Origin of the sequence: Arthrobacter sp. 18067 (genome assembly GCF_902706295.1) — a bacterium.
Lineage (GTDB): Bacteria > Actinomycetota > Actinomycetes > Actinomycetales > Micrococcaceae > Arthrobacter.
The window spans coordinates 36,202-53,315 of sequence record NZ_CACSJJ010000019.1 but is presented as its reverse complement, the minus strand read 5'-3'; the positions used below and the strand labels follow the sequence as shown (position 1 = coordinate 53,315).

Below are 17,114 nucleotides of genomic sequence, written 5' to 3'. Positions count from 1 at the left end.
GGTGCGCTGGCATACTCTCTCTACATGAGTCCAGACGCCTTGGTTGAAGACATTGCGCACCTTTTGGAAGTCTGGGTGGCCGGCTGGTCCGGTTGCCGGGGCTATGAGTTACGCCAAGAGGGCCGCTTCCCTGCCGCCTTTCGCGCCGACAAAACCGGTGACTGGGAGTATTTCGCCCATGATCCCTCGGACGAAGAGTTCACTGCCCTGGCGGGCAAGACCGCAGAAGCCCCAACCCGGATCCTGACGATCCTCACCAACGACGTCCAACGGTACAAGTACCTGGCTGAACAGCACGGGCTCACCGTGACGTCCGCTTCGCAAACCATGATGATCGTGGACATGGAAACCCAGGATGCCGAGGATCCCTGGCTTCCTGACGACGACCTGGAGCTTGCAACCTCCGAATCAAACGGGGTGCATCACGCTGTGGTCCACTCCGGCGAGCAGGTTGCCGCCAGCGGCCGGGTTTTCGTGGTGGACGGCACCGCTGTCTTCGACAAGATCGTCACCGAACCCGACTTCCAACGTCGCGGACTGGGAAGCTTCATCATGAAGGCCCTGGCCGCCCAGGCTTTCTCGCATGACGTTGAAAACGGCCTTTTGCTGGCATCCTTGGACGGCCAGAAGCTCTACTCCCACCTTGGATGGGACGTGGTGTGCCACGTGCTCATGATGTCCGTCAGTGGCACTGAAGGATCGGACCTCTCGGGGGCCTAGCGGCGACGGGAAAGGCCAGGCACGACGGCGGAGCCCTTGGGTGCCGCCGTCGGCGTGCCTGCGGAGTGACAGAATGATTCGGTGGCTGCACCTCATTCATTGATCTCCCTGCTGGGCCGGACACCGGACCCTGAGCAGCTGCGGCATGTCCACACCATCCCTGCCAGAAAAGCCGTTAACGAGCCGTGGCCCGGCTGGGTGCACCCCGACGTCGTGGCAGCTTATGGAACCTTGGGGATCCATGAACCGTACCGGCATCAAATCCAGGCCGCCGACCTCGCCCACTCGGGCCAGCACGTGGTCATCGCCACCGGAACAGCCTCGGGGAAGTCGCTCGCCTACCAATTGCCAGCCCTGGACGCGATACACCGCTCCGAACTGCGGGTCCTGTCCGATCCCGGGAAGATCCACGACGACGGTGCGGTCACCCTCTATCTCTCGCCCACCAAGGCCCTGGCAGCTGACCAGCTTGCCGCGATCCGCGCGCTGAAGCTGCCCACTGTTCGGGCGGAAACATACGACGGCGACACCGACGTTGCGTCGCGCCGATGGATCCGTGATCACGCAAACTTCATCCTGGCCAACCCTGACATGCTGCACTTCGGAATCCTTCCCAACCACACGTGGTGGGCGAAGTTCTTCCGGCGGCTGCGCTACGTCATCGTGGATGAAGCCCACAGCTACCGCGGTGTCTTCGGCTCCCACGTCGCCAATCTGATGCGCCGCCTCCGGCGGATCTGCGCCTACTACGGTGCGGGAAACACTTTCCCCGAGCCTGTGTTCATTGCAGCATCTGCCACGGCCTCCGACCCAGGAGTTTCCTTCGGACGGCTCATCGGCGCCCCTGTGAGGGAAGTATCCGAAGACTGCTCTCCGCACGGCTCCACCACCGTGGCCTTCTGGGAGCCGGCGCTCACTGACCTCAAGGGCGAGAATGGTGCCAAACAGCGGCGGACTGCCGTAGCCGAAACAGCGGACATCCTGGCCAACCTCGTTTCCTCCCGCGTGCGGACCATCGCTTTCATCAAATCCCGACGCGGCGCCGAGTCCATCGCATCCATCACCAAGAGATTGTTGGACGAGGTGGACCCCAGCTTGCCGGGCCGGGTGGCCGCCTACAGATCCGGGTACTTGCCCGAAGAGCGGCGGGCCTTGGAGCAAGCATTGAGGTCCGGACGGCTGCTGGGAGTTGCCAGCACGTCTGCCTTGGAACTGGGCATCGACATTTCGGGGCTCGATGCGGTGCTTGTGGCCGGATGGCCGGGCACCCGCGCTTCCCTTTTCCAGCAGATTGGACGCGCCGGACGGGCCGGGCAGGATGCCATAGCGGCCTTTGTGGCCAGCGACGACCCCCTGGACACCTATCTGGTCAACCATCCCGAGGCCATCTTTGATGTGTCCGTGGAAGCCACCGTGTTTGATCCCGGCAACCCGTACGTCCTCGGTCCGCACTTGTGCGCGGCCGCAGCGGAGTTGCCGATCGGTCCTGCCGAGCTTGAACTCTTCGGCCCAACAGCAGAAGGCCTTCTCGATCGTCTGGTGGTTCAGGGATACCTCCGGAAGCGGCCCGCAGGATGGTTTTGGACACATCCGGAGAGCGCCGCAGGGATGGTGAACCTCCGGGCCGACGGAGGCGGACCTGTCAGCATCGTCGATGCTGAGACCGGGTCCCTCCTGGGAACCATGGACTCGCCACAAACGCACTACCAGGCCCACACGGGTGCCATCTATGTCCACCAAGGCGAGAGCTACCTTGTGGAGGACTTGAACGAATCCGACCATTGCGTGATGGTCCGGCGCGTAAACCCCGATTTCTACACCACGGCCCGGGACGTTACCCAGATCGAGGTCCTCGAAACATCCCGTTCGGTGCAGTGGGGCGACATCACCGTGCATTTCGGCGACGTCAAAGTGACCACTCAAGTTGTCTCCTTTCAGCGGAAGGCATTGATCTCAAATGAGATCCTTGGCGAGGAACCCCTCGAGCTGGGGGCACGCGATCTGTTTACCAAGGCCGTCTGGTTTGTGGTGGATAACCGTTCGCTTCACGGAGCCGGCCTGGTGGAAGCGGAATTTCCCGGGGCGCTGCACGCGGCCGAACATGCCGCCATCGGGCTCCTTCCCCTGGTGGCATCAAGCGACCGCTGGGACATCGGCGGGGTTTCCACCGCCCTGCACGCCGACACGGGTGTGCCCACGATCTTCGTCTACGACGGCCATCCAGGCGGCGCTGGATTCGCTGAGCGGGGCTTTGAAAAGGCCAAGACCTGGCTGACCGCCACGAGGGAGGCGATCAAGGCATGTGAGTGCGAGAACGGCTGCCCGTCCTGCGTTCAGTCCCCCAAATGCGGCAACAAGAACAACCCGCTGGACAAGGCAGCCGCCATCACATTGCTGGGAGTCTTGTTGAAGGACGCCGTCTAGCCACGGCTCCGCCCAAGCAAAACAGTCAGCGCACGCAGCCTACGGGGGTGGTCCGGCCCGAGCCCGGCCGGTGGCACCTCCCCAGTCGAAAGGGTGTGCCAGCGCGGTGGCGACTTCCACCACGTCCCCTCCGACCACGGTGCAGGAAGTCAGCGTTGCATCGTGGCGCCCGGCTACATCGGACGCCACTGCACACGGATCTCCTGACGTGAGGCCCCGGGCAGCATCTGCCGCAGCAAGAGCTGCGAGGTCAGCGGCCGATGCAGCCCGTGACGCCAACACTCCCGCCTGCGCCAGCAGGAGCACTCCTACAAGCAATGCCATCACGACCGCACCCAACGTCAGAGCGAGAACCGTTCCAGCCCCGCGCTCATGATGGGAGCGTGCTGGCAAGGGCATCACGGGACGCCTGACCCTTCACCGGGTGATTCTGCACTGGGTAATTCTCCACGGGCGGATGCCGATGCTGACAGCGTCCACGGGATCAGTTTTCCCAAGGCGCCACCAACGGGCGACGAGGCTGTCACTGTGAGCCAAGTGCCGTCGTCGACCAGCGACGAACTGACGCCCTCCCCGCCAAGCCTCCTGACGATTCCTTGCACCGAGGCCGCTGTCTCGCCCCTGGCCGATGCCCGCGCACCTGCCCTGGCGGCTTCCTCCAGACGCAGTTGAGTGATGCCCGCAGCGCCGCCTGCCAGCATGAAGGCCAGGAGCAGTATCACGGCAGGCAAAGCGACGGCAAATTCAGCAGTGACAGCACCCCGATCCTGTTTGCTCCGGGACGCTTGCCCGCGGGCAGGCAGCACGCGCGTCATGGCAAGGACAGTGCAGTGCGGATCAGATTGAGAAGGAAGCCGCGAACCTCTTCACTGCGAAGTATGACCACCAGCAGGCCGGCAAGACCTACGGCAGCAAGAGTAGCGATGGCGTACTCGGCGGTAGCCATACCCGCTTCCGAACCCATCAGCTGCGTCCTTGCCCAGAACCCATCGTCCTCAAGCCGCCCCTCCTCGAACTCCTCAAATTCGTCGAAGCCCAGTTCGAACTCCCCGATTTCTTCCTCGACATCGAATCGCTCGAGTTCGTTATGTTCCAGCTCGTACTCGGAGGGCTCGTACGGCTGGGTTGTCACCGGTTCCAGGGAAGGAGCCTCCGGGACCCCAAAGGGAGCGGGCCGATCCCGGGGCGCGTCAGCGAGAAGGCCAGGAAGCGTAGTGGAAAGTGTTTTCACGGTGGGTTTCCTTTCAGGAGTGCCAGCGGGTCCGCCAGCTGATTCGACTCTTCCGTGGCTGGGTGTTGGCCGTAAGACGGGGATTCCTTCAAGTGGATAAACCCTGACGAACCGCTGGATGTGGAGGGACAGTTGGGCATCATTCGCAGCTCAACCGGCGGGAAGCATCGCGATCAGGACGGGAACGATGCCCAGGCAGATGAAGGCCGGCAGGGAGCACAGTCCCAGGGGTACAACAAGCTTCACGCCCAAGGCAGCGGCCCTCTTCTCCGCGGCCCGGAACTGTTCCCGGCGATCCCTGGCAGCCTGTGCGTAGAGAATGGAGGCCGACGGCGCCCCGGTCAGCGCTGCGAATGCCAAGGCCTCCTTCAAGCGGACTACTTCCGGCGCGTGCTTGCTTGGGCGGCGCCAGGCAGTGTCCCAAGCGGCGCCCATTGCCAGCGCAGCCACCACTGGCCTCAATGATTGGCTGATGGGCGGCGAGGCACACCTCGCAATGAGCTCCAGTGCCCGCCCGATGCCGGCACCGGCGTCGAGCATCGACGCCACCAGCTCCAACATCATCGCCGTATCGCGAAGCCCATCGACCGGTGCTGTGACATCGGCCACGGCGCTGCGGCTTTCCGGGCCGGACGGATCCGCCAGAGCCGTTGTCCCTTTGTCTCCGGACAGCAACTTTTCCCTCACCGCCCGCACTCGCATTGGCGCGGCAAAACGTACGAATGCTGCCAGGGACACCAACAAAATCATCAGCAGGACCGGGGCGTCGGGCATCACGTGCCTCCGGCTGCAGACGCCACCAGCCGTGAGGACCAGACACGGCCAACTACTGTCAGGAGGATCCCGGCCGCGAAGGTCGCAACTCCCAAAATGTTGTCCAGCAGGATTCCCAAGGGGTCCACGCCCAACGCCATCCCCAACACCAGCCCGAACACCGGGAGCCACGACAACAGCCGGACGGTGGCTTTTGGTCCGGCAAGGGCCGTCTGCCTTGCGGCTTCGGCGTCCTCTTCAGCTTCAAGCTGGGCAGCAAACCTGGTGAGAAGGTCGGCGAGTGGACAACCGCTTGTTTCTGACACCTCAAGGCACGCTGCCAGTTCCATCCACACACGTCGCTCAGAACTTCCTCGCCGGGGATATATCTTTGCGGCCGCCTGGCGGATCGCATCGGCCGGCGAGTTTCCCACGCTGGACGCTGCCCGCGCCGCGGCTACTACCAGCAAGGACTCAGGGGTGAGACCTTGCACTGCTTCCGGGGTTGCGCTGCCGTGGCGGGTGTGCCTCGGAGCGTGGACCGTCCATAACTCCTCCCACAGGCTGGAAGTTCCCCGCCCACCCCGAAGCAGCGCCGCGAGCTGTTGGACCAGCACCACAAGCGACAAAGGCTCTCGCTGCTTTCGCCGCCGCAGGTGTCCAAACCACAAACCGGCACGAGAAAGGTAGTCGTCGTTCCCGCGGGCAGGCTCCCCCAAGCTCTTCCGAATACGCCGGCCATCGGCCCGGTGTCCCCTGAGCTGCAGCCAGGCCGCAAGCGCTGCAAGGAGGACAAAAGCGCCGATCATGAGCCCTCCCCAATGCTCGATGAGCCCATGCGCGGTGAGCCGGGGCGTTGTGAATCGAAGCCGGGCGTTCCATTCTGCTGGCGCCCGCCATCCCGGGCAGGTAACGCAAGGGAAAGCCGCGCGGCGAGTTCGGGCCAGGCCGGCCCCTGGGTCATTCCTGACGGATGCCAGCTGAGGGCCGGCACCACCTTCTGGCCTTCGAGGGTGTCGGCCAGCACACCGATGGAAGCAACTTTCCGTCCCGTCGGGGTTCGGTCGACATGGATGACGACGTCCAAGGCACTGGAAACCTGCAACCGTACGGCTTCTGCATTCAAGCCTGCGAGCGCGCCGAGAGCTACCAACCTTGCAGGCACTGCCTCTGCCGTATTGGCGTGGATGGTCCCGCCGCCGCCGGTGTGCCCCGTGTTGAGTGCTGTCAGCAATTCACGGACTTCAGCGCCGCGGCACTCTCCTACGATCAACCGGTCCGGCCGCATACGCAGCGCCTGGCGAACCAACTCACCGAGGTCCAGAGCACCTCCGCCCTCAAGGTTTCCATGCCGGGATTCCAGCGTTACCACATGGGGGTGGACGGGGTTGAGCTCGGCGGCGTCCTCTATCAGGACCAACCGCTCGTTCGGATTGCTCAGTCCAAGCATGGTGGACAGCAGTGTTGTCTTGCCTGAGCCAGTGGCCCCGCTGATCAGAAAACTTAGCTTTTGCCCCATGATGGCGCGCAGGACGGACTCTATGTGTTCGGAGAACATGCCGCGTTCCCTTAGCTCGGTCAGGGTGAACACGTTCTCTCGGCGGATGCGGATGGACAGGAGCGTCCCCGCGGTGGATATGGGTGCCAGGACTGCATGTACCCGATAGCCGCCCTTGAGGCGGACGTCCACGCAGGGAGAACCATCATCCAGTCGACGGCCACCTGCGGCAACCAGCCGGGCTGCCAAAGACCTGACCTGTTGTTCGGTATCGAAGTGAACCGATGCTCGTTCCAAGCCCTGCCCGCGGTCCAGCCATACGGATTCCGGGCCGTTGACGAAGACGTCGGTAACGGCGGGATCCTGGGCAAGTTGCTGCAGCGGTCCCAGGCCGTTCAGCTCTGCGTTGATCGATTCGGCTGCCTCCAAAGCCCCTGCGGTGCCCAGTAACCTGCCACTTGCCTGTACTGCTGCTGCGACGGTGGACGGCGTGACAGGTCCGTTGCCCGCGAGCACAGACTCCCGCACCGTCTCAAGGAGTAGGGAGTCAAGCTTTCGGCCCTGCCTGCGTCGCGTGCCCTCAGCGAAAGGGTTCACTGAATGGCCCCGTTCAGTTCCAGCACGGACATGGCAAAGCGGTTCACAGGCTTTCGACGCCCGAGTTCAAGCAAGCGTCCCAATTCCGTGCCGGCTGCCACACCCCTTATCTCAGGGACGACGCCCAACAATGGCAGTCCCAGTGACTCGGCAATCAGGCCAGCGTCCACTGACGAGGCCGTGCTCCCACGGACCACGAGCCCTGCGTCCACGGGCGGGAGCTCGTTCACGATGCGCCCCGCTGCTACGGCCGATTTGAGGTGGGCCCTGGCCAGCAGCAGGATCCTGTCGCAATCCCAGGCAAGGGTCCTCATGCCCTCGCCGTTTCGCCCGATGTCCACCAGGATGAGTTCAAAGCTTCTGCGTGCAGCGTCCATGACGGCGGCAACGGCACCGGCGTCGGGGCCTTGGACTGGATCCCGTGTTCCGGGCCACGACAGATAGGCAAAACCGCCGGCCACGGGCAGGGAATCCCGGAACTGCGCGGGGTCGATGCTGCCCCGGGTTTCGGAGAAATCCGGCCAACGGAGGCCCGGAATGTCCTCAGCCGTGACGGCCAGCTCCAGGCCACCGCCCCAAGGATCACCGTCGATGAGCATGGTGCTGACACCGTGATCAGCCGCTGCCTGCGCGAGCCAAATTGCAGTAGTGGTGGCGCCGGCCCCACCACAGCCACCGATAATTCCGATGACCACGCCTCCGGGGTCCGGAGAGCCGGACATGCTGAGGTGTTCAGCCAACCAGGCCGCGGCCCCAGGAAGGACTGCCACCCGTTCAGCTCCGAGGGCAGCGGCCAATCTCCATAGCCCGTCCCCCTCGGCAGCCCTGCCCAGCAGCACCGTTGGCCCCCGTCTTCGCGGAGGCAGCTCACGCACGTCGCTGCCCACCAAAACAACGTCGGCGCTGTCCCAGCCGTGAACAGCTTCAGTGACATCCGCAGCCATTGAGAGGCTTCCGCCTGCGGCTGCAACTATCCGTTTGGCTTCTTCCTGAAGGTAGGGGTCTGCGGAGACGAGCAGTATCCCGGCAGCATCGCGTGGAACCCAGGATCCGTCCGTTTCCGCTTCTCCTGCTAGGTTGCTGGTGTGCCTGTACCGCCGATCTCGCTTACTCATGGGACCCACAATGGTGGACCCGGCGAACCACGGTAAGTGGCAAGGACCCCTATGTGCACAACCTGGCAATAATCGGTGCCTGTGGAGGCGCAGTGACACCGGCACAGCAGCCCCGCTCACACAGGGCAGAATGGAGACCATGTACTTGCTGCTCGCCGCCCACCCGGAAGGCGCAGCCATACAGAGGATCTCCCCCACAGGAAAAGCGACAGCAGACGCGCGCATCGTCACGCGGGGTGAGCTGCCCGCCGTCGTGCGTGAATTCGAAGCCCAGCGGCCACGCTGGGTCTGGCATCGGGCCCAGGATTGGTATCCGGAGCTGTTGACCCACGGCATCGAGCTGGAGCGATGCCATGACCTCGCGCTGTGCGCGGCAATCCTGGCGCACTCTGAATTCACCGCGCACACGGACTATGCCCGGCATGCGGTCAAGCTCACCCAGGACGACGACTCAACGCCTCCCCGCGTCCTCCAACCACCGCCGCCTCCCGCAGACCAAGGCGCGCTGTTCGAGGACCTTTCGCCGTCAAACGCCAAGGCAGGGCTCGCCGAGCTCAGGCAGGAATTCGGAGCGCAACAGCATGCAGTTGCCCAGGTCCCCACGGACGGGCAGCGAAAGCAACGCCTCCAACTATTGCTCGCCGCCGAATCAGCCTGCGCCATCATCGCCGTCGAGATGCAACACGCCGGTGTCCCGTGGCGCGAAGAGCTGCATCAGCAGATCCTCGCCGACGTTCTGGGCACCCGACCGCCTCTTGGACACAGACCTCCCGCCCTTGAGGCGCTCTGTGCCGAGCTCAGAAACATCCTCAACTCCCCGAGCCTGAACCCGGACTCACCTCAGGACCTCATGCGTGCCCTGCACAGGAACGGCATCGAGGTGAAAAGCACCCGTCAATGGGAGCTCCAGGAGTCCAAGCATCCTGCCATCCAGCCGCTCCTCGCCTACAAAAAGCTGTCCCGCCTTCACACAGCCAATGGTTGGGCGTGGCTGGACGCGTGGGTGCGTGACGGGCGCTTCCACCCGGAGTACGTCGTTGGCGGCGTGGTGTCCGGACGCTGGGCCTCGCGGGGTGGTGGGGCACTCCAGATCCCGCGCAATATCCGGGGCGCGGTCCACGCCAATCCCGGCCACAAGCTCATCGTCGCCGATGCATCCCAATTGGAACCCCGCGTGCTGGTTGCGCTGGCCCAGGACACCAAGATGGCCGAAGCCGCCCGCGATAAGGACCTCTACGCAGGCATCGCCGCCCAAGGTTTCGGCGGCGACCGGGCGAAGGCGAAAATTGCACTGCTGGGTGCCATTTACGGCGCCACCACAGGCGAATCGGGCAGGCTCATGCCCCAGCTCACCCGCACGTATCCACGCGCCGTCGGGTTCGTGGAGCAGGCCGCCCGGCAGGGCGAAGCGGGCAGAACGGTGACTACGCGGCTCGGCCGAAGCAGCCCGCCGCCGTCGGCCGGCTGGTTGCGGAGCCAGCAATCCACTTCAGCCGAGGAACAGCGTCGTGCGGACAACCTGGCCAGGTCACGGGGCCGTTTCACCCGCAACTTCGTTGTCCAAGGGTCAGCCGCTGAATGGGCTGCGTGCTGGCTGGCAGAATTACGACGGCGGTTGCGGACCATGCGGGCAGAAGGCTCCCCTTCCGGGGAACTCGTCTTTTTCCTGCACGACGAAGTGATGGTTCACGCCCCCGACGACGCCGTGGATGCCTGCATCCGGGCCATCGAGGAAGCAGCTACAGCGGCCAAAGAACTCATGTTTGGACGGATTCCCGTGGAATTCCCCGTTAGTGTCGCGGTCGTCGATTCCTATGACAAGGCAAAGTAGCCGCCGCACACTAACCGCAACCGCCTGGACTATCCAGTCATATCTCGCCACATGAGGCGGAATGACCCGCCTCATGACCGGTACCGTCAAGTAACTTTTGTTCTCCCCCGGTTCTGGATACTTTCGCTATGTGGATAGTTTTGCCGGTCCACATGTGTGCAAGGAAGCATCAAGGGGGAACAGCAATGGCTGGCAGGTTTGAAATTCTCAGAGACACCGACGAAACGTATCGGTTCCGGCTGACAGCGGCCGATGGAACGGTCGTGGCCGAATCACCCACGTTCACGCAGCTCTCAGGTGTCATTGCCGGCATCAATGCCGTGCGGGAGAACGCCGCAACCGGACTGATCGTGGACCGTTCGACGGCGGCACGCAAGGCTGCCTGAAACGAACCGCCGCGCTACTGGAGATCGACGTCGCGCAGCTTGTCCGTGTCCCACGGAACGGTCCAGCCCAGTTCGTCGAAGAGCCCGCTGAGAACCATCCCGGTAAAGCCCCAGACCAGCACTCCATTAACTGTGAAACCAGGGCTGGTGTAGGTACGCCCGAAACGCGAGATGGTGGCCGTTACACGGTTGACGGGATCCAGGAGGTCACGCACCGGCACCCTGAATACCTGTGCGGATTCGGCGTAGTCCACCACACGGATTGGCGACGGCGCATCCCACCATCCCAGCACTGGTGTCACGCGGAAGTTGCTCCGGATGAGTCCAAGCTCGGGTATGACCCCGAGCACGCGGACACCGTTTGCGTCCAGCCCCGTTTCTTCCACGGCTTCACGCAGCGCCGCAGCCACCACCGATTCATCTTCCGGGTCCACGCTGCCGCCCGGGAAGGCTACCTGCCCGGGGTGGTCGTCCAGGGTATGTGCGCGCTCCAACAAGAGAACGTCGAGGTCGGCCGGGGCAATAGGGCGCCCTGACTCGGCGGGGACGTCATCCAGCACGCCGAAAAGCATCAGCACCGCAGCAGGGCGGTTGGTTTCCAGGGTGACGGGAAGCCTCTCCCACAGCGCATAGTGCTGCTGCTCGCCCGCCTCGAATCGGGTCACCAGCGCCGACAACTCTTCAAGCGCGGTCACCCGGGCCTCCTTTGCGATTCCATGCGGATCTCCGCGGCCCTGTGAGTCTCGGCCAAAAGCTTCTCCAACAACGCCTCACTGCCCGGAGCGAGCTCGTACTTCAGCAGCTTGGCTGCCTTGACGGGATCAGTTTCGCCGTCGCCGTAGCTGGGGCAGAGACTTGCTACCGGGCAGGCACCGCACGCAGGTTTCCTGGCATGGCACACCCTGCGGCCGTGGAACACCACCCGGTGCGACAACATGGTCCAGTCCTTGGGTTCAAACAGCTCGGCGACATCGAACTCGATCTTCACGGGATCATCGGACGCCGTCCACCCGAAACGGCGGGCCAACCGTCCGAAGTGCGTATCCACCGTGATCCCGGGAACACCGAAGGCATTTCCCAAAACCACGTTTGCGGTCTTGCGCCCAACGCCCGGGAGCGTCACCAAATCTTCCAGGCGACCCGGGACCTCGCCGTCGTACTCATCCACCAGACGGTTGCTGAGCGCCAGGACGTTCCGCGCCTTGGCCCGGAAGAAGCCAGTGGGTTGAAGGATCGTCTCCAACTCCACGGGATCCGCCTCTGCCAACGTCCGCGCATCCGGATAGCGTGCAAACAGGATCTTGGTGACCTGGTTGACCAGGACGTCGGTGGTCTGGGCAGAAAGGACCGTGGCCACCACCAGCTCAAACGGGTTTCGGAAATCAAGCTCCGCATGGGCGTATGGATACTTTTCCGCCAGGACCCTGTTGATCTTGCGGGCCCGGCGTTTGAGTGCGAGCAGCGAACCAGCTTCAGCGATGGCCACGGGATCCCTTCTTAGCCGCGTTCGATGTTGCTGAGCTCCCGAAGAACCCCAACCTTGCCGTCGGTGTCCTGCACCAGGAATTCATGGCCACGGTCCTCCAGTGCAAGCACCCAACCACCGGGTTCAATGGTGAAGGCAGGAGCGCCCGAGTGTTCGTCGTAGGCAGTGCGGGGTTGGGCCACAGCGAACCAGAACGCCTCATACTGCGGGGAATCGGAGTCGTCCGGACGGCTGGCGGGGTCCACGGTGGCACCGATGGAATCGCTGACTTTCCTGGTGTCACCCGAAACGATGGGGGTCGCCATGGTGGCAGCCCATGGCTGCTGCGATGCCAGTTGCTGGGGGGCAGTCTGCTGCGGAGCCGGCTGCTGCGCGGCGTGCTGCGTTGTAGCGGGCTCAGCGACGGCCGGGGACTTTCCTGTTTCAGCCTTTGCCTCAGCACCCTTCACGAGTTCCTGCTCCGGTGACGTCGCGGAAGCCGGTGACGTCGCGGAAGAAGGAGTGCCTGCACCGGCCGGGGCCTGGGTAGTCTCAGGACCAGCCGCTGAGGGGGTAGTCACTGGCGCTGGCTTGCCGTCCACTGAAGGGCCATCTACTGAAGGGCCATCCGCTGAATGCACGACGGCGGGGGCTTCCGCCGCCGGCGACGGCGCAGCACCGTAGCTCGCTGGCGGAGCGAAGGGGCTGGAACCTGTGGCAGGAGCACCGGTACCGGGAGCACCCGCGCCGGGGGCTCCCGTGGAGGCTGCAGCAGCCGCTGCAGCGGGAGCTTGGAACCCCGAAGCCTGCGTAGCCGGAGCCTGCGCACCGGCAACGGAGGTGCCCGGAGCCTGATAACCGGACGTCGAGCCCTGGAAACCGCGAGTCGACGCGCCCGTGGAAGTCCCCGCGGCCGGCTTGGCAGCTTTGGGCTCCTTGGGTGTTTTAGGAGACGCGGGCTTACGGCTCGGCACTACGGCTTCGCGGGCAACAACGTGGGCCGGGATTTCGGCGCGGCCCTTGAAATCAGCGGAGAGCCACGGAAGATGCGGAGCCATGACGGTTGCGGCCAGCAAGCCTACGGAGCCGACCAAGCCCAACAAAACGCCGCCGTTGAACGAGTTGGCGATGGTCAGGAAGAAGAGCGGGAAGGCGAAAGAGGCCGTGACGGATGCGAACTGGTCAACGGACAATGAGCCGACACGGACGATGGTTCCCGGCTGCAACCTGCGGGCAACGAACAATGCAACCACCACCAAAGGCAGGATGATGCCGAGCAGCAGGAAAAACAGGTTTCCAAGGTTCCAGAGGTTGTAGCGCGCTCCGAACATCGGCAACAGGGACGCAACGAACATCAACAGCGTGGAGCCGAAAACAGTCAGGTCCCGGATGGTGAACGGCCCCACGACGGCGTCGTACTTGGCACCGTCCTTCGTGGCAGCGTCGTTCTTAAAGGCCTCTCCGGAGGTACCTGTTGCCGTGGCCGTTCCAGCCGTGGTGTCCGGTCGCGTCGGTTGTGAGTCGTGCGGGCCTGGGCTCAGCTGGTTCATCTATTTCTCCTTCGTACGGCGGCGTCCTGGGCAGTCCGGTCCGGTCATCCCGCAGGATTCCGCGGAAAACCGGACACACCTGACGATGCGTCCCAAGACTTCTTCAGCCTATGCCACCCCACTGACAGGGTTCTAGCTGAAAACGGCCATCCGGCTTCGCCCACAGCAAACTCCAAGGTCCCTTACAGATAGCGACCCGCATTGGCGTCGTCGACAGCGGCGGGCACGTGCCGCCGTCGTCGTCATGTAAGCGGTTCCCCACCACCCACGGCGCCATTCGTCGCTAAATCCGCGCCGCTCGCTGGCGCGTTTGTGACGACGCACACGTAGGACCTTTCTAAGCGATAGTGTTGATGGCGGATAGCACTCTGCGGACCTTTCGGGGAGGCGCTCGACGCCGACGACGGCCCGGGCGGGAACCTCGCGGCAGGTTCCGCGCAGCAAAGATCGATGAATGATGAGGTTCACCATGTCCCAGGACACCACCGGATCCACGGCCACCGCTGCAGCTTCAACAGCTCAAAACGGTCAGGCCCCCCACGTCGAGGCGCTTGAAAACCTCCTCCACGAGAACCGCAAGTTCGCGCCGTCGGCGGAGTTCGCCGCTAACGCCGTGACGAATGCTGAGGCCTATGCAGAGGCTGAAGCTGATCGCCCCGCGTTCTGGGCCAAGCAGGCCCGCGAGCTGCTGACCTGGGACAAGGACTTCACCGAGGCCCTTGACTGGTCCAACCCGCCGTTCGCCAAGTGGTTCGTCGGCGGCGAGATCAACGCGGCGTACAACGCCCTGGACCGCCACGTTGAAAACGGCCTGGGCGACCGCGTCGCCATCTACTTCGAAGGCGAACCCGGCGACACCCGCACGTACACGTATGCGCAGCTGACCGAAGAGGTGAAGAAGGCCGCCAACGCTTTCGAGTCCCTCGGTGTTGCCAAGGGCGACCGCGTGGCCGTGTACCTGCCCATGATCCCCGAAGCCGTCATCACGCTCCTTGCCTGCGCCAGGATCGGGGCCGTGCACTCAGTAGTGTTCGGTGGGTTCTCCGCGGATGCGCTGCGTTCCCGGATCGAGGACGCTGAAGCCAAGCTCGTTGTCACCGCCGATGGTACCTACCGCCGCGGCAAGCCCAGCGCCCTGAAGCCGGCCGTGGACGAAGCCCTCAGCAAAGAAGGTCACACCGTCCAGAACGTCGTTGTGGTCAAACGCAACGGCGAGGACGTCAACTGGGTTGAAGGCCGTGATCTCTGGTGGTCCGACACCGTCGATGTCGCAGAGAAGGAGCACACCGCCGTCGGGCATGACTCCGAGCACCCGCTGTTCATCCTCTACACCTCAGGCACCACCGGAAAGCCCAAGGGCATCCTGCACACCACCGGCGGCTACCTCACCCAGGGCGCCTACACGCACAAGGCCGTGTTCGACCTCCACCCCGAAACCGATGTGTACTGGTGCACCGCCGACGTCGGATGGGTCACCGGCCACTCCTACGTCACCTACGCGCCGCTCATCAACGGCGCCACCCAGGTCATGTACGAAGGCACCCCGGACTCCCCGCACCAGGGCCGTTGGTGGGAAATCGTGGAGAAGTACAAGGTCTCGATCCTGTACACCGCCCCTACCGCCATCCGGACGTTCATGAAGTGGGGCCGGGACATCCCGGACAAGTACGATCTCTCCTCCATCCGCGTCCTGGGTTCCGTGGGCGAATCCATCAACCCCGAAGCGTGGATGTGGTACCGGGACGTCATCGGCGCCAATGCCGGCAAGAACGGCGAAAAGAAGGACAACCCGGCCCCGATCGTGGACACCTGGTGGCAGACCGAGACCGGCGCGCAGATGATCGCGCCCCTGCCCGGCGTCACGGCCACCAAACCCGGCTCGGCACAGGTTCCGCTGCCCGGCATCGCCGTGGACGTGGTGGACGAAGCCGGCCAGTCCGTGGCCAACGGTGAAGGCGGCTACCTGGTGGTCCGCGAACCGTGGCCGTCCATGCTCCGAGGCATCTGGGGCGACCCGGAACGTTTCAAGGACACGTACTGGTCCCGTTTCGAGGCCATGTACTTTGCCGGCGATGGCGCCAAGAAGGACGAGGACGGCGACGTCTGGCTCCTGGGCCGCGTGGACGACGTCATGAACGTCTCCGGCCACCGCCTCTCCACCACGGAAATCGAGTCCGCCCTGGTCTCGCACCCGTCCGTCGCTGAAGCAGCCGTCGTTGGCGCCGCTGACGAGACCACCGGACAGGCCGTCGTCGCGTTCGTCATCCTCCGCGGTGACGCCGTGAACAAGGGCGACGAAACCGTCCTGGAACTACGCAACCACGTGGGCAAGGAAATCGGCCCGATCGCCAAACCCAAGCAACTGCTGATCGTTCCGGAACTGCCCAAGACCCGCTCCGGCAAGATCGTCCGCCGCCTCCTCAAAGACATCGCAGAGGGCCGCGACACCGGCGACGCCACCACCCTGGCCGACCCCGGCATCATGACCCAGATCGCGGAGTCATTGCGTAAGTAAGCAATTCACGACGGCGCCGCTCACCTCCAGGGGTGAGCGGCGCCGTCGTGCGTTTCATCAGGTGCGTGACGACGCCGCGACTGGATTTGCGGCCGGGCAGCGAAACCGCGTCCTAGACTGGAGCCAGACTCAGCCTCACGCCAACGAGGCTCTCCAGAAAGGCCCTGATGCTTCAGGCAGCACGCCACTCCGCCATCATCGATGCCGTCCAGCGCGAACGCGTGGTGCGCGTCTCCGACCTCGCCCAACTGCTGGGGGTTTCCCCCATGACCGTCCGGCGCGACATCGAAGCGCTCGAGGAAACGGGCCGCGTGGAACGCATTCACGGCGGGGCGAAGCTTCCCGGCGACGCGAGCACCCATGAACCTGGCTTCGAGTTGAAGTCCACACAGCTCACTGCAGAGAAGCACGCGATTGCCGTCGAAGCCGCCACGTTGGTCCAGGAAGGCATGGCCATCGGCCTCAGCGCTGGCACCACCACGTGGGCCTTGGCCCAGGAACTGGTTCACGGCCCACGCATCACCGTGGTCACAAACTCCGTGCGAATCGCCGATCTCTTTCATCACGGTGCATCATCGGGCCCCGCCCGCTTCGGTTCCACAGTGATCCTGATCGGCGGCGAGCGCACGCCGTCGGATGCTTTGGTGGGCCCGATTGCCACGGCCTCGCTGAAGCAACTGCACCTGGACGTCCTGTTCCTGGGAGTCCACGGCATGGATGCGCAGGCCGGCTTTACCACGCCGAACCTGCTCGAAGCGGAGACGGACCGCGCTTTCATGACGTCCGCCCGGAGCACCGTTGTCCTGGCCGATCACAGCAAGTGGGGTGTGGTGGGCATCGCCTCGATCGCCCAGCTGGAAGAAGCCGATGAGTTGATCACCGACTCGCTGCTCGGTGAGGATGCCCGACGCGTGCTGGCCGAGAATGTGGCCAAGCTACGGATCGCGGAGGCGTAGCCCAAGTAGGTAGCAGTACAGCGCGTTTTGAGTGCTCAAAACGCGCTGTACTGCTACTCAGTTGGGTCTCATA

16 protein-coding genes are annotated in these 17,114 nt (G+C 64.1%); 6 read left to right on the top strand and 10 right to left on the bottom strand.

All coding sequences use genetic code 11. The features are described from left to right. The first annotated feature begins 24 nt into the window (after positions 1-24). Both GVL04_RS18115 and GVL04_RS18110 read left to right on the top strand, forming a co-directional pair. Complete coding sequence (locus tag GVL04_RS18115) at positions 25-720, top strand: GNAT family N-acetyltransferase (RefSeq protein WP_159707083.1); 696 nt, start codon at positions 25-27, stop codon at positions 718-720. 81 nt (positions 721-801) lie between these two features. Further along, positions 802-3,144, top strand: a complete 2,343-nt coding sequence (locus GVL04_RS18110; protein WP_159707081.1) for a DEAD/DEAH box helicase — start codon at positions 802-804, stop codon at positions 3,142-3,144. Positions 3,145-3,183: 39 nt separating this feature from the next. Here the strand turns inward: GVL04_RS18110 and GVL04_RS18105 are convergent, their stop codons facing one another. The 7 genes from GVL04_RS18105 to ssd form a co-directional block, all read right to left on the bottom strand. Next, on the bottom strand, positions 3,184-3,543 hold the full coding sequence (locus GVL04_RS18105) for an Rv3654c family TadE-like protein (RefSeq protein WP_159707079.1): 360 nt from the start codon (positions 3,541-3,543) through the stop codon (positions 3,184-3,186). Beyond that, entirely contained in the window at positions 3,543-3,959 is a 417-nt protein-coding gene (locus GVL04_RS18100; RefSeq protein ID WP_159707077.1) for a TadE family type IV pilus minor pilin, read from the bottom strand. Before GVL04_RS18100 ends, GVL04_RS18105 begins: the two co-directional genes overlap by 1 nt. After that, on the bottom strand, positions 3,956-4,375 hold the full coding sequence (locus GVL04_RS18095; protein WP_159707075.1) for a DUF4244 domain-containing protein: 420 nt from the start codon (positions 4,373-4,375) through the stop codon (positions 3,956-3,958). The genes GVL04_RS18100 and GVL04_RS18095 overlap by 4 nt, the downstream gene beginning before the upstream one ends. 150 nt (positions 4,376-4,525) lie before the next feature. Beyond that, positions 4,526-5,149 carry a type II secretion system F family protein gene (locus GVL04_RS18090; RefSeq protein ID WP_159707073.1) on the bottom strand — a complete coding sequence of 208 codons (624 nt, stop codon included), beginning with the start codon at positions 5,147-5,149 and terminating at the stop codon, positions 4,526-4,528. Beyond that, on the bottom strand, positions 5,149-5,937 hold the full coding sequence (locus tag GVL04_RS18085; protein ID WP_159707071.1) for a type II secretion system F family protein: 789 nt from the start codon (positions 5,935-5,937) through the stop codon (positions 5,149-5,151). Before GVL04_RS18085 ends, GVL04_RS18090 begins: the two co-directional genes overlap by 1 nt. Then, complete coding sequence (locus GVL04_RS18080) at positions 5,934-7,223, bottom strand: TadA family conjugal transfer-associated ATPase (protein WP_235036343.1); 1,290 nt, start codon at positions 7,221-7,223, stop codon at positions 5,934-5,936. The genes GVL04_RS18085 and GVL04_RS18080 overlap by 4 nt, the downstream gene beginning before the upstream one ends. Then, positions 7,220-8,338: a septum site-determining protein Ssd gene (ssd, locus tag GVL04_RS18075; RefSeq protein WP_200846895.1), complete on the bottom strand. Its 1,119-nt coding sequence runs from the start codon at positions 8,336-8,338 to the stop codon at positions 7,220-7,222. Before ssd ends, GVL04_RS18080 begins: the two co-directional genes overlap by 4 nt. A 139-nt stretch (positions 8,339-8,477) precedes the next feature. Here ssd and GVL04_RS18070 point away from each other — a divergent pair, with 139 nt between their 5' ends. Both GVL04_RS18070 and GVL04_RS18065 read left to right on the top strand, forming a co-directional pair. Beyond that, the gene (locus GVL04_RS18070) at positions 8,478-10,169 is read left to right on the top strand and encodes a bifunctional 3'-5' exonuclease/DNA polymerase (RefSeq protein ID WP_159707067.1); all 1,692 of its coding nucleotides are present in this window, start codon (positions 8,478-8,480) and stop codon (positions 10,167-10,169) included. 185 nt (positions 10,170-10,354) lie between these two features. After that, a complete protein-coding gene (locus GVL04_RS18065) occupies positions 10,355-10,555 on the top strand; it encodes a DUF1508 domain-containing protein (RefSeq protein ID WP_159707065.1) in 201 nt (66 codons plus the stop codon). Between the two features lie 14 nt (positions 10,556-10,569). Here the strand turns inward: GVL04_RS18065 and GVL04_RS18060 are convergent, their stop codons facing one another. Genes GVL04_RS18060 through GVL04_RS18050 form a run of 3 tightly spaced genes read right to left on the bottom strand, consistent with a single transcriptional unit; the run spans position 10,570 to position 13,570 of the window. Further along, positions 10,570-11,250: a CoA pyrophosphatase gene (locus tag GVL04_RS18060; protein ID WP_159707063.1), complete on the bottom strand. Its 681-nt coding sequence runs from the start codon at positions 11,248-11,250 to the stop codon at positions 10,570-10,572. Further along, on the bottom strand, positions 11,247-12,041 hold the full coding sequence (nth, locus tag GVL04_RS18055) for an endonuclease III (RefSeq protein ID WP_159707061.1): 795 nt from the start codon (positions 12,039-12,041) through the stop codon (positions 11,247-11,249). The genes GVL04_RS18060 and nth overlap by 4 nt, the downstream gene beginning before the upstream one ends. An 11-nt stretch (positions 12,042-12,052) precedes the next feature. Beyond that, on the bottom strand, positions 12,053-13,570 hold the full coding sequence (locus GVL04_RS18050) for a hypothetical protein (protein WP_159707060.1): 1,518 nt from the start codon (positions 13,568-13,570) through the stop codon (positions 12,053-12,055). 469 nt (positions 13,571-14,039) lie between these two features. Here GVL04_RS18050 and acs point away from each other — a divergent pair, with 469 nt between their 5' ends. After that, positions 14,040-16,085, top strand: coding sequence for an acetate--CoA ligase (gene acs, locus GVL04_RS18045; protein WP_159707203.1), 2,046 nt, complete (start codon positions 14,040-14,042; stop codon positions 16,083-16,085). A 167-nt stretch (positions 16,086-16,252) separates the two neighbouring features. Next, entirely contained in the window at positions 16,253-17,041 is a 789-nt protein-coding gene (locus GVL04_RS18040) for a DeoR/GlpR family DNA-binding transcription regulator (protein WP_159707058.1), read from the top strand. Positions 17,042-17,114: the final 73 nt, after the last annotated feature.

Excerpts from the sequence above, each read along its gene's own strand:
- GVL04_RS18100 (WP_159707077.1), bottom strand. The coding sequence starts at position 3,959 with ATGACGCGCGTGCTGCCTGCCCGCGGGCAAGCGTCCCGGAGCAAACAG.
- GVL04_RS18115 (WP_159707083.1), top strand. The coding sequence starts at position 25 with ATGAGTCCAGACGCCTTGGTTGAAGACATTGCGCACCTTTTGGAAGTC.
- ssd (WP_200846895.1), bottom strand. The coding sequence starts at position 8,338 with ATGAGTAAGCGAGATCGGCGGTACAGGCACACCAGCAACCTAGCAGGA.
- GVL04_RS18085 (WP_159707071.1), bottom strand. The coding sequence starts at position 5,937 with ATGATCGGCGCTTTTGTCCTCCTTGCAGCGCTTGCGGCCTGGCTGCAG.
- GVL04_RS18105 (WP_159707079.1), bottom strand. The coding sequence starts at position 3,543 with ATGCCCTTGCCAGCACGCTCCCATCATGAGCGCGGGGCTGGAACGGTT.
- GVL04_RS18090 (WP_159707073.1), bottom strand. The coding sequence starts at position 5,149 with ATGCCCGACGCCCCGGTCCTGCTGATGATTTTGTTGGTGTCCCTGGCA.
- GVL04_RS18040 (WP_159707058.1), top strand. The coding sequence starts at position 16,253 with ATGCTTCAGGCAGCACGCCACTCCGCCATCATCGATGCCGTCCAGCGC.
- GVL04_RS18065 (WP_159707065.1), top strand. The coding sequence starts at position 10,355 with ATGGCTGGCAGGTTTGAAATTCTCAGAGACACCGACGAAACGTATCGG.
- GVL04_RS18050 (WP_159707060.1), bottom strand. The coding sequence starts at position 13,570 with ATGAACCAGCTGAGCCCAGGCCCGCACGACTCACAACCGACGCGACCG.
- acs (WP_159707203.1), top strand. The coding sequence starts at position 14,040 with ATGTCCCAGGACACCACCGGATCCACGGCCACCGCTGCAGCTTCAACA.
- GVL04_RS18070 (WP_159707067.1), top strand. The coding sequence starts at position 8,478 with ATGTACTTGCTGCTCGCCGCCCACCCGGAAGGCGCAGCCATACAGAGG.